This window comes from Acinetobacter sp. Colony158 (assembly GCF_019264745.1).
GTDB classification, from domain to species: Bacteria; Pseudomonadota; Gammaproteobacteria; order Pseudomonadales; family Moraxellaceae; genus Acinetobacter; species Acinetobacter ursingii.
Map to the genome: position 1 here is coordinate 3,435,824 of NZ_CP078523.1, position 9,616 is coordinate 3,445,439.

General features: G+C 40.0%; 9 protein-coding genes. 5 read left to right on the top strand and 4 right to left on the bottom strand.

Annotated elements, in window-relative coordinates:
- Positions 1 to 180, bottom strand: a 180-nt coding sequence (locus JR005_RS15075; protein WP_228731717.1) for a hypothetical protein, incomplete at its 3' end; no start/stop codon positions are given.
- Positions 181 to 182: 2 nt separating this feature from the next.
- A complete protein-coding gene (xdhA, locus tag JR005_RS14045; protein ID WP_218665324.1) occupies positions 183 to 1,682 on the bottom strand; it encodes a xanthine dehydrogenase small subunit in 1,500 nt (499 codons plus the stop codon).
- A gap of 359 nt (positions 1,683 to 2,041) precedes the next feature.
- Here xdhA and folE point away from each other — a divergent pair, with 359 nt between their 5' ends.
- From folE to JR005_RS14060, 3 genes are all read left to right on the top strand, one after another.
- Positions 2,042 to 2,590 carry a GTP cyclohydrolase I FolE gene (gene folE, locus JR005_RS14050; protein WP_171063284.1) on the top strand — a complete coding sequence of 183 codons (549 nt, stop codon included), beginning with the start codon at positions 2,042 to 2,044 and terminating at the stop codon, positions 2,588 to 2,590.
- Positions 2,591 to 2,683: 93 nt separating this feature from the next.
- Complete coding sequence (locus JR005_RS14055) at positions 2,684 to 3,235, top strand: VTT domain-containing protein (protein WP_004990072.1); 552 nt, start codon at positions 2,684 to 2,686, stop codon at positions 3,233 to 3,235.
- A gap of 287 nt (positions 3,236 to 3,522) precedes the next feature.
- Positions 3,523 to 4,740 carry an MFS transporter gene (locus tag JR005_RS14060; protein ID WP_005003506.1) on the top strand — a complete coding sequence of 406 codons (1,218 nt, stop codon included), beginning with the start codon at positions 3,523 to 3,525 and terminating at the stop codon, positions 4,738 to 4,740.
- Between the two features lie 79 nt (positions 4,741 to 4,819).
- Here the strand turns inward: JR005_RS14060 and JR005_RS14065 are convergent, their stop codons facing one another.
- On the bottom strand, positions 4,820 to 5,659 hold the full coding sequence (locus JR005_RS14065; RefSeq protein ID WP_416378503.1) for a DUF817 family protein: 840 nt from the start codon (positions 5,657 to 5,659) through the stop codon (positions 4,820 to 4,822).
- The gene (gene hemE, locus JR005_RS14070) at positions 5,631 to 6,704 is read right to left on the bottom strand and encodes a uroporphyrinogen decarboxylase (protein ID WP_005003503.1); all 1,074 of its coding nucleotides are present in this window, start codon (positions 6,702 to 6,704) and stop codon (positions 5,631 to 5,633) included. Before hemE ends, JR005_RS14065 begins: the two co-directional genes overlap by 29 nt.
- A 204-nt stretch (positions 6,705 to 6,908) precedes the next feature.
- Between hemE and JR005_RS14075 the strand changes: the two genes are divergently transcribed.
- Both JR005_RS14075 and JR005_RS14080 read left to right on the top strand, forming a co-directional pair.
- Positions 6,909 to 8,243: a L,D-transpeptidase family protein gene (locus JR005_RS14075; protein ID WP_151722116.1), complete on the top strand. Its 1,335-nt coding sequence runs from the start codon at positions 6,909 to 6,911 to the stop codon at positions 8,241 to 8,243.
- 504 nt (positions 8,244 to 8,747) lie between these two features.
- Positions 8,748 to 9,437 (top strand): pirin family protein, encoded by a 690-nt coding sequence (locus JR005_RS14080; RefSeq protein WP_004990083.1) that lies wholly within the window; start codon positions 8,748 to 8,750, stop codon positions 9,435 to 9,437.
- Positions 9,438 to 9,616 lie beyond the last annotated feature (179 nt).

Below are 9,616 nucleotides of genomic sequence, written 5' to 3' on the forward strand. Positions count from 1 at the left end.
GATTTTGCCTTTAGCACATTGTGAAAATCCCACCGCCAGATGTAAGGTATTTTCAAGCTCTGGCAAATCATCAATATAAGTCGCCTGCCCTGTCACATGTAAATGCGCACTTTCATGTGGAATCGATTGCCCTGCTTTGGCCGATGCTTTTAAACTCTTTAATTCGATGGACTGATTCATTGTTACACCTCCACCAATGCGATTAAATCTTCAACTCGAGTAAGATTTTGCGCCTGAATTTTTTCTACATAAAACCGCTGTAAACAGTTCTGTGCCACTTGCAGTCGATAAGCACTACTGGCTCGACCATCGCTCAACGGCTGATAATCCTGCGCTAATGCAATTTGTGCTTGTTCAAGTAATTCAGGGGTCATCACCTGACCTAACAAAACTTTTTCGGTATTGAACGCCCGTTTTGGAATCGCCGCCATACCACCAAACGCAATCTTAATGGCTTGAACCACTTTATTCCTATCTAACTCACAACTCAAGGCAGCACACACCGCCGAAATATCCTGTTCAAAACGCTTAGAAATTTTATAAGTGGCAAATTTAAAATGGATACTATCTTGACGAACTGGCACTAAAATCGCTTCAACAAATTCACCCGCCTGTAAAGCTGTCTTTTGATAATCCAGATAAAAATCAGCTAAATTAATTTCACGGACTTGCTCGCCACAACGCAAACGCAACACGGTATCCAGTGTGATTAAAGCAGGCATTGAATCGCCAATAGGAGAACCATTGGCAATATTACCGCCTAAAGTCCCTGCATTTTTGATGGGCATGGAAGCAAAACGGCGCTGTAATTCAGAAAAATCTGGATAAATGTCAGATATTTTAGCCAATGCATCGCTTAAACTAACATTGGCACCAATCTCAAGTTGATCATTGCTTACTGTTATTTTCTTTAACTCTTCAACCTGACCAATATACAACATATCGCCCAAATTTCGACCGAGCTTCGTCACCCACAATCCGACATCGGTGCTACCTGCGACAATACGTGCTTGTGGAAATTGCTGACGTAAACTTGCAAACTCCTGTAAGGTTTTAGGTGCAAAGAATTGCTGCCCCTGATAATTTAATTCTAAAGACGGTAAAGCGTGAATCTCAGTCAAAACTTTGATGACTTTTTCACGCTCTAATTGCACACGTGGATAATTATAAGCTTGTTGTGCGGCATCTAAAATTGGACGATAACCTGTACAGCGGCATAAATTCCCTGAAACATAATCACTGACTTTTTCTTTATTGGGAGCATGTAGTTCATTTTCATACATTGACCACAACGACATGATAAAGCCTGGGGTACAAAAGCCACATTGTGAGCCATGTTGCTCAACCATTGCTTGCTGCACAGGATGCATTTGACCTGTTGAAGCTGAAATGAGTTGCTGAAGATCTTCTACGGTGAAAAGGGCTTTACCATCTAAAGTAGGTAAAAACTGAATACAGGCATTGACACTGCGCAGTTGTAATTGATTATTCACCAACTCTCCAATGACCACCGTACATGCCCCACAGTCGCCCTCTGCACAGCCTTCTTTGGTTCCAGTTTGGCGCGTTTTCTCAGCCGAAACATATTCACGTAAATATTGTAAAACGGTCGTGGTTGGTGCAAGCATTTCAATTTGCTGGCATTGTCCTCGGAAATAAAACGTGATGGGACGTGCTGACATTTTCTATCCTTTTTACTTCTGCATCCAGATACTCAAAGATGAGCAAATAAAATGCCACATTAAATGTGATGACTTGGTTTTTGCAGTTGTAAATAACCGATATAAGAGTTTAGATATATCTTTAAAATCAACTATAAACAGCCAAACTATTATTCTTTTTTAGCAGATTTTTATCACAAAATAAGGAGAAAATTAGCATTTGATGAAATATCAGCCACAATAAAACTGAATTTTATTCAGCTTTTCCATATTAAGCACCATCTGAATAAATATCCTGCAAAGTTACATGACCCACTTGATCGGTTTTCTGATACAATGCCGAGCTTGTTTAATAGAGTAAGCCAATACGTCTTATGTCAATGCAGCAATCCTATGCAAATATTCTGACCGCAGTGGGTGAGGATTTAAATCGTCCTGGGCTTAAAGATACGCCTATTCGAGCTGCCAAGGCATTTTCTTTTTTGACCTCTGGCTATGGCAAAACACTGGAAGAAGTCACCAATAGTGCGGTTTTTCCATCAGATAACCATGAAATGGTGTTGGTTAAAAATATTGAATTTTATTCTTTATGCGAACATCATCTTTTGCCATTTTACGGACGTGTGCATATCGCCTACTTACCTGAGGGTAAAGTCTTAGGATTATCTAAATTTGCCCGTATTACTGAAATGTTTGCGCGTCGCTTACAGATTCAGGAAAATCTGACTCAGCAAATTGCAGAGGCTGTATTGGAAGTAACACAAGCACGTGGCGTTGCTGTCATGATTGATTCAGCACATATGTGTATGATGATGCGTGGCGTAGGTAAACAGGAATCGACGACGCGTACTGTGTCTTTTTTAGGTGACTTTAAAACCGATAAAGAAGTTCGTCGTGAATTTTTAAGTGCTGTACCTGAAAGTTATTAACTTTCTGCCAAAGTTTTAAATTATCAGCCAGACAATTACATAAAGTCTGGCGATTATTGACATTAACGAAGTAATAATGAAGGTAGATCGTTAGTGGAATTTTTCGATTTTTTACTCAGTTTTGAACATTATCTGCCTATTTTGATTCAACAATATGGGTTATGGATTTATGCCCTGCTCTTTTTGATTATCTTTTGTGAAACGGCTTTCGTTTTCATGTTTTTTTTGCCTGGTGATAGTCTACTTCTTGCGGTTGGTGCGCTTTGTTCAACCATCCCCATGATGAATCTTGGTTTTATCATCATCTTGCTTTCTATCGCAGCCACACTTGGTTATATGGTGAATTATCATATTGGTCGTCGTATGGGAGTGCGTATTTTTGAAATCAAATCACGCTTGATTAAGCACGAACATTTATTAAAAACCCATGATTACTTTAAACGACATGGTGCCTTAACGATATTAGTCGCTCGTTTTATCCCATTTGTACGCTCTTTTGCACCTTTTGCTGCGGGTTCAAGTGGCATGAATTATAGTGTGTTCTCCCTGTATAACATTGTCGGGGCTTTTATCTGGATTGCCTTATTGGTAACCGCAGGTTATTTACTCGGTCATACCGTGATGTTTATTGGTGATATTGAATAGATTTCTGTCATCAGTCCGTTTTATTTTATCCGTTGCGAGAAAACTAAAAGGCTCTAAAAAGTTATCAAAGATAATCTAATCGCCATTGAATAACGATGATTTAATTTATAAAAATCAGCTTGATCATTGCTGTAAAACATGGGATATTCTGCCAAAGCGTTAGCAGGTCATTCATGGCCTGACTAAAATCGTAAGCGTTCACGTTATCCAACGCATCTGTTCCAGTATTTTTTAATAATGGAAGTGGATGCACGTGTCTATACGGTATCCCTTCCATGGAGTACCAAATGACACAGTCTAATCAAAATATGACCATGACAGCCCCCTCCTCGTTAGATAACGATACTAAAACGCTTTACCCTTTAGTGATCGCGCTTTTTCTTTCTTATCTCACTATCTCCGCTCCTCTTGCAGTGATTCCACTGTATGTGCACGACAGTTTAAAATTCAATAATTTTTGGGTGGGTATCGCTGTTGGTACACAATTTGTAGCCACAGTTTTGACACGTCCTTATGCAGGTCGTATTGCCGATCAAATCAGCGCAAAACGCGCGACTTTGCAAGGTATGGCATCTTTATTAATGGCAGGATTCATTTATATTCTGGCTTTTTTTGCACCTGTTTCGATGATATTCAAGTTTGTGATATTACTGCTCGGCCGTTTGGTTCATGGTTATGCAGAAAGTTTACTGGTCAGCGGACATTTAACTTGGGGACTTGGCTTAGTCGGACAAGCACGTGCAGGAAAATTACTATCCTTTACAGGCATGGCCATGTTTGGTGCTTTGGCCGCAGGCGCACCCTTGGGACTCTGGTTATATGAAAGCTTTGGATTTTACGCGGTTGCTTTGCTTCTGATCAGTTTACCCCTTGTCTCTTTGCTAATTGATATTTTTATCCGAGCGACTCAACCGCATACAGGCACCTATCCACCACTCAAACAGGTCATTCAATACGTTTGGCGTTTTGGTCTGGTATTAGCTTTACAAGGTGTCGGTTTTGCCTGTATCGGCACATTTGTCGCCCTTTATTTTAAAGAGCAACAGTGGGCCTATGCAGGTTATGCACTGACATTTTTTGGGTTAGCTTTTGTGGCTGTGCGGATTTTCTGTGGACATTTAACTGATAAAGTTTCGGGCTTTAAACTGGTTAAATATTCATTAATCATTGAAGCCATTGGTCTATTTTTATTATTTATATCGCCGCGTGTGGAAATTGCATTAATCGGTGCAGTAGTGACTGGCGCAGGATGTTCTTTAATTTATCCAGCTTTAGGAGTCGAGCTGATCAAAGGCGCTCCTGCTCAAATTCGTGGTACGGCAATGGGCGTGTTTTCAGCCTGTCAGGATATTGCCTATGCCATTTATGCCCCTGTATTTGGACTAGTTGCCCTTTATCTGGGCTATCCATCGGTCTTTATCACAGCTGCATTTTGTGCATTATTAGGTTGTCTCATCAATATTTATACTCGAAAGTTTGCGCTGCAAACACGAATCAACCCATAAAATTTAGGGCACTAACGTGCCCTATCATTTTCAAAATTGCTATAAAACGCCTTTGGAGAGCCCAAGATAATTTTGTATTTTAATGAAATTCGTTTAGTTTCCAACGACCATTATGACTTCGATCTCCCAGTATTTTTAGCACCAAGACCAAACTTAACAACAATAATAAATACCACGATCCAAGCTTGCCCCAACCCACCATATGCCAAGCATTCACCTGACTTGGATAGAGCCAGATTTTATAAAAAGTACTAATGTTTTCAGCAATCCAGATGATAAATGCCAAGACTAAAAGTACAGGTAACATGGGGAGTTGAAAGGCTCTTGCAGATAAACAAAAAGTTAATCGAGTTTTCCAGAAAATGACGACACTCCAAAGGAATAAGGCATAACGCAGATCTGGGATAAAAAATTTGCTCATAAAATTGATATATGAACATAACGCCAATGCCAGCATATTGCCAAAACGAGGCAAAGCCTCAAATGAGATATGATATAGACGTAAGGAACGAGCAAAAAAACTTCCGACTGCTGAATACATAAATCCAGCAAAAAGTGGCACTGTCCAAAGTTTAAATATAGCAGGCTGAGGATATTGCCATGAAGCGATCGCGGGATGCGTCAGAAAAATCTCCATCACCATCGCCATGATATGAAACAAAGCAATCACTTTGGCCTCAGCCCAAGATTCAAGTTTTAAGTAAAGTAAACAAGCTTGAATCGCCAAGGCATAAAAAAGCAAATAGTCATAACGATAAAAGCCAAGATAGTCATGACTGCCCATCGGCGCAGTAAACACAAATGCGAGCAGTAATAAAATACCAAACAAGGCAGCCGAAGCTGCCTTAAAACAAAATTGAGAAACGAGTTTCAGAACGTACACAAAAAACTTATCCCAAGTATTTGGCGCTATATTCATGTACGGTATCAACAAAAATTTTCGGTTGAGCAGGATCTACCCATTGCGTGATGCCATGTCCAAGATTTGCTACATAACCTGTTGTTTCACCATTGGCATAGGCATCATCCAGCATGGCTTTGACAGACTTTTCAATGGATGCTCTAGAGCCATACAATACCGCAGGATCTAGATTCCCCTGTACAGCAGCACGACCTGCAATACTTTGACGCGCAACATTTAAGGGAGTTGTCCAATCCAGTCCAAGCGCATCAGCACCTGTCGCAATCATTGGTTCTAACCATTGACCACCACCTTTGGTAAATAAAATCACTGGAATACGACGACCGTCTTTTTCACGTTGTAAACCCGCGACAATTTTTTGCATATAGTTCAGTGAAAATTCAATATATTCACGGTGTGCCAACGCACCGCCCCAACTATCAAAAATTTGAATCGCTTGAGCACCTGCATCGATCTGTGCATTTAAATAATCAATGACAGCGACAGCAAGACGATCAAGCAAGGCATGCAAAACTTCTGGCTGTGCATAGAGCATATGTTTGGTATGACGGAAATCTTTACTCGAACCGCCTTCAATCATATACGTAGCCAGTGTCCATGGACTTCCAGAAAAACCAATCAAAGGAACCTGACCGCCCAATGCAGAACGAATGGTCGAAACTGCATTCATGACGTAATCCAGATCGGACTTGGCATTGAAGTTAGGTAAATTTAAAACATCCTGTTCAGTACGAATGGTCTTTTTAAACTTTGGCCCTTCACCCGTTTCAAAATAAAGCCCCAAACCCAATGCATCTGGTACGGTTAAAATATCTGAAAATAAAATAGCCGCATCTAAATCATATCGACGTAAAGGCTGCAAAGTCACTTCACAAGCAAAATCAGTATTTTTACATAATGATAAAAAATCACCCGCTTTACCGCGCGTTTCGCGGTACTCAGGTAAATAACGACCTGCTTGTCGCATCATCCATACAGGTGTGGTGTCCACAGGTTCACGCAATAAAGCACGTAGAAAACGATCATTTTTTAAGGTCGTCATTTACTTTCTCTATCTCAATTTTTATTGCATGCATCATAACAAAAAGGTTTGCGATTTAATAACTTCTCTGTGCGATAAAATCCAGATTAGGCAAGATAAAATTGGATAACTACACAAAAGAACTACTGCATCGTGATGTATTTTCTGTAATACTTACTCCGTTTTCTGTCCTAACTATATGAATAATTCTTAAGGTTGAATTACATGTTTGTTCGCTCTTTGCTCGCTTTGAGTCTAACTTGTATTATGACTGGCACAGCGTTTGCTGCACCTACGGCCGAGCAACCGTTAAATCCAAAAGTGATCCGCACTCAATCTGTTCAAGATCCGATTGATCCACTTGCCATTGAACGTAAGCCTCTCTCTCAAAATACATCTTCAGCATCTAGTCCTGTTTCGTCACCTGTGACAAATTCGGCTTCAGCTCCTGCTGCAAATGTTGCGGCTACATCTAGCCCAGCAAGTTCAGATCAGGCACAAGTCAGTGCTCAAGAAGAACATGATCTGAATCAAGCCTCTGCTACATTGCAAAACCTTGAAAGCAGCGAAACGAAAAATGCGGATACAGGCGTTGCACCTACCCCTGCTCAAAAAGCAGCAGCCACGACAACTGCTGCAAAAACTCAGGCAGGTAAAGCATCTTGGACACTTGACGGTCTAAATAATGCTGACTGGTATGAAAATATCGGACGTGGTCAATTTCCAGTCTATGCGCGTGCGCAAGTCATGCTGAATAATACCCATGCGTCTCCAGGTGCAATCGACGGCACAAGTGGTATGAATACGCTGAAAGCGCTTTCATCTTTTCAGCAAATGAATGGTTTAAAACCAACGGGTGAGCTGACCAAAGAAACGTGGGATGCCTTGGTCGCCAAGCAAAACAAACCCGCTTTTGTAGAATACACCTTGACAGCAGAAGACTTAAAAGGTCCTTATGCTGCATCTATTCCCCATGATTATGCACTACAGGCCAAAATGAAAGGTTTGTACTACACTCGTGTTACAGAAATGTTGGGTGAAAAATTCCATATGGATGAAGACTTTTTGAAAAAGTTAAATCCTAAGGCAAGCTTTAAAAAAGAAGGTGAAAAGATTATTGTCGCCAATGTGCGTAATGATCTTCCAGAAGATATTCATCTGATCATTGCGCATAAAGGTGCACGTCAGTTATATCTATTTAACAGCCGCAACCAAATGATTGCCTCATTTCCTGCAACCATTGGCAGTAGTGATACGCCATCTCCAACAGGTACTTATAAGGTAGTGGGTGTTGCTCGTAACCCTTGGTATAGCTATTCACCAAGTAACTTCGTTCAAGGCAATAACTTAAAACCATTGTCTCTGCCACCTGGTCCAAATGCCCCTGTAGGTAATATCTGGATTGGTTTAAGTAAAAAATCTTTTGGTATTCATGGAACACCAAACCCATCTGCGATTTCCAAAACAGCATCACATGGTTGTATTCGTCTAACCAACTGGGATGCCAATGATTTGGGTAATAAAGTCAGCAGCGGTGTAACTGTTAAATTCCTTGAATAAAATCAATTAGCCTTTTTAAAGCCTGCATCTAAATGCGGGCTTTTTTATATTCCACTTTTATAGTTAACGTAAGTTCGATGAAAATATTTCTTTAACTTATTGAAAAACAATGATCTTGGCGGAGTCTTACTGAGTTCTCATCTAATTTTAGGATTAGCTTTCAGCTAGAGTTACTTTGGTTTCGCCCAAAGTAACCAAAAGCATTGTCATCTGCAAGACCTGTTGTCTTCTTGGATTTATTAAAATATATCGCAGAAACAGTATCTTGTTTACACTATGCAGGTTGCAGATGACGTTTACGAGTATCATATCCATTGTCGAACACAGGTTAGTTATCAATTATTTTGATGCTTATTATTGTTCTATTATTTTTATTAATTATAAAAATATCCTAAAATCATTTCACAAATAGAACAATTTGTTCCAATACTGGTGTTTTTACTTTGCTGAGGGATTGCTACGATGTGTTCATGAAGTAATACATAAGAATTTGGGAGGTGCAGAATGAATGCATATCTACATCGTAGTGAAAACCGTGGTCATGTCCAAGCAGGTTGGTTAAATACCTATCATAGCTTTTCATTTGGAAGCTGGTATGATCCAAAATATATGGGTTTTGGTCCACTTCGTGTGATTAATGACGATACGATTGCTGCACATAATGGTTTTGGTACTCATCCACATGACAATATGGAAATCTTGACTTATGTCACCGATGGCCGCCTGAGCCACCGTGATACGATGGGTAATGAAGAACATATCACCGCAGGTGAATGGCAGTTGATGAGTGCAGGTACGGGTGTTGCACATAGTGAGTTCAATAATAGCGATGAGCCAGTGCATCTATTTCAAATCTGGATTCATCCAAATGTACGCGATGCTGAACCAACGTATCAACAAATCAAACTTGATCCGAGTGAACAGCCAAACCAATGGCACTTGATTGCAGGACCAAATGATAATGCTGCTATGCATATTCGCCAAAATGCAGAAGTGAAAGCGGCTGTGTTAGAAGCTGGTAAAACACTTGAGATTGCTGCAACTCAAAAGCACAATTATGTGCATGTGATTAAAGGTCAAATTATGATTGAGAATCAAATTGTTAAAGCAGGTGATGCTTTATTGTTTGATGAGAAAACTACGATTCATGCACTTGAAGATAGTGAAATGATCTGGTTCGATTTACCAGCATAATCTTATTAACTTAACGCACTGTTTCGCCAGAAGCAGTGCGTTTTTGTTTATATCATTCCTTTTTAACTCATTTTTATGATCGGCTAGATTCCATACTCTAGTCTCGTGAATCAATCCGCTTAAACTTTTACACATCGTTTGCATTTCTAAATGGCGTATGTCGCCATGAACCTTTCAGT

What these genes read in the sequence shown, in the direction of transcription:
- xdhA (WP_218665324.1), bottom strand. Translation starts at nt 1,682, where the DNA reads ATGTCAGCACGTCCCATCACGTTTTATTTCCGAGGACAATGCCAGCAA.
- folE (WP_171063284.1), top strand. Translation starts at nt 2,042, where the DNA reads ATGCAGCAATCCTATGCAAATATTCTGACCGCAGTGGGTGAGGATTTA.
- JR005_RS14060 (WP_005003506.1), top strand. Translation starts at nt 3,523, where the DNA reads ATGACACAGTCTAATCAAAATATGACCATGACAGCCCCCTCCTCGTTA.
- JR005_RS14065 (WP_416378503.1), bottom strand. Translation starts at nt 5,659, where the DNA reads ATGAATATAGCGCCAAATACTTGGGATAAGTTTTTTGTGTACGTTCTG.
- hemE (WP_005003503.1), bottom strand. Translation starts at nt 6,704, where the DNA reads ATGACGACCTTAAAAAATGATCGTTTTCTACGTGCTTTATTGCGTGAA.
- JR005_RS14075 (WP_151722116.1), top strand. Translation starts at nt 6,909, where the DNA reads ATGTTTGTTCGCTCTTTGCTCGCTTTGAGTCTAACTTGTATTATGACT.
- JR005_RS14080 (WP_004990083.1), top strand. Translation starts at nt 8,748, where the DNA reads ATGAATGCATATCTACATCGTAGTGAAAACCGTGGTCATGTCCAAGCA.